Here is a 1880-nt window from a genome sequence, read left to right as displayed (position 1 = left end):
CCGTCTTAAACGCTTTGTTAGGTGATTTGACTCCAAATACCACACCAAGGCAATAAACTTTTTGACCGTTAAACCTACAATATGCAACCACACCAATAGATAAAGGAACTACCAATGGGAAAACCCGCCGCCACGGTCACGTCAATGCATGTGTGTCCCAAAGTCACTTCGAAAGTACCTCACGTCGGTGGACCGGTTGCCGTCGGCTCGCCAAATGTGAAAATAGGAGGCTTACCTGCTGCAAGAAAAGGTGACCGCCTTGTTTGTGTTGGTCCGCCTGATTCCATAAATCAGGGTTCTGGGTCTGTTTTTATCAATGGAAAGCCAGCTGCTCGCATGGGTGATTCAACCGGTCACGGTGGTAAAATTGTAATTGGTAATAGTACGGTACTGATTGGCGACAAATATCGTGCTGATAAACAACCAGCACCAAAAACCTACGATGAAGCGATACAACGATTAGCTGAAGCCAAACCTTACGTTAACGCCGCCCGCGAAGGCGGCGCTGCTTTACCTGGCTCTGCCTACTCGACTACGGATAAGAAAGAACTTGTTGAGAAAGGATTAGATGAGCCGCTGCTATTTCGTATTATCGAGTCTGAGTATAACAAAGATGATGGCTATATTGGTTACAAACCCGAGGGAGTGACCAAACTAAAATACTGGACAACCACATTTACTCAAGCTGAGCATGGAGACACAGACCCTGAAGCCATCTGCAATGCTGTAGGGATTGAATATAAGCCTGATTGTGAATACACCATATTGCTCATTGACCACCAAAAAGCCGATAAAATCGGCGATATGTATAGCTTTATCCCCACCTACGAGAGAATGAGTGGGTTTACTGAATCTGAATTATCCAGTGAGTTTGAGGGCAGCCTCGATTTGATTGCACCATGTATGACACCTGAGTTCAGTCGATATTATGAACAAGTCAAAATATCGGCTGAAGAAGAAGGCATTGATATTAAGAAACAGAAACAGTTTAGCGAATACTGCCAAGAACTTGGCTTTACTCCAAGCCAAACTGACACTCTCGATATCCGACACAAAATTGAGCAACGTTTAGGTGCAAACGAACATTTCCTTGGTAACGGTGTCACCAAAGACATTAACGTGACATATGGAACAACACCGTATGGTGACATTGATGATGACGTGGAATACGGTCCTCCAGAAACCTTTACGTGGGATAAAAACCCGCAAACACTGGGTACGTTAGAAAAAGCGGGAGCCATAAAGCGAATTAATATAGGGAAAGGAGAAAACAAATGAAGAAATTTAAAGAAATAGACCCACTGACTGTCGCTAAGCATCCGAACCTAGTTGCGACTTTGCCTGACGCGACAGATATTGGCAATACATTCTATTTTCTGTTGATTGATGATCACATCATCCTCGCGGATGCACAATATTTCACAAACAAACGAACTGGAAAAAGCAAATGGCTGCATTACCAAATCGAATTCCCCAAGCGCGGTTTACGATGGTTCCTAGACACACTAGAAGGTAAGTTTTTCAAAACCGAAGCCCAAGGCGGCTTACCCAAGGGAAAATTTAACGATGAAGGACTTGTGGATGGTGAACGATTAAAACTTGGGCGTGCTTTCAATGCTGATGGCGAAGGCGGTGGTGGGTATGCTTTTGTAACGTTAGATAGATTCCCAGAGGGGAGAGGAGTTTGCAAATCATACACCTTTACAGATTCACTCTTATTTGAACATGGCATGATTGACACTATGAAGGAAATTGCAACAAGAATCGACCTAGGTCAGCTATAGCTTCAAATTGCCTTCGAGCCACAAACACTTAGGTTCGAAGGTTAAGTTTTGATGAATCACCTAACGCCCTGTTAAGGGGTGAGCAACGCAATACAA

2 protein-coding genes are annotated in these 1880 nt (G+C 43.9%); both read left to right on the top strand.

Features of this window, described 5'->3' with window-relative positions; all coding sequences use genetic code 11:
- Positions 1-114: 114 nt before the first annotated feature.
- Complete coding sequence (locus VHA02S_RS25635) at positions 115-1278, top strand: PAAR domain-containing protein (protein WP_080640441.1); 1164 nt, start codon at positions 115-117, stop codon at positions 1276-1278.
- Entirely contained in the window at positions 1275-1784 is a 510-nt protein-coding gene (locus tag VHA02S_RS24660) for a nucleoside/nucleotide kinase family protein (protein WP_038899643.1), read from the top strand. Before VHA02S_RS25635 ends, VHA02S_RS24660 begins: the two co-directional genes overlap by 4 nt.
- Positions 1785-1880: the final 96 nt, after the last annotated feature.

Origin of the sequence: Vibrio harveyi NBRC 15634 = ATCC 14126 = KCTC 12724 (assembly GCF_001591145.1) — a bacterium.
GTDB lineage: Bacteria > Pseudomonadota > Gammaproteobacteria > Enterobacterales > Vibrionaceae > Vibrio > Vibrio harveyi.
The sequence above is the reverse complement of the archived record's forward strand: the minus strand, read 5'-3'. Positions and strand labels throughout refer to the sequence as shown.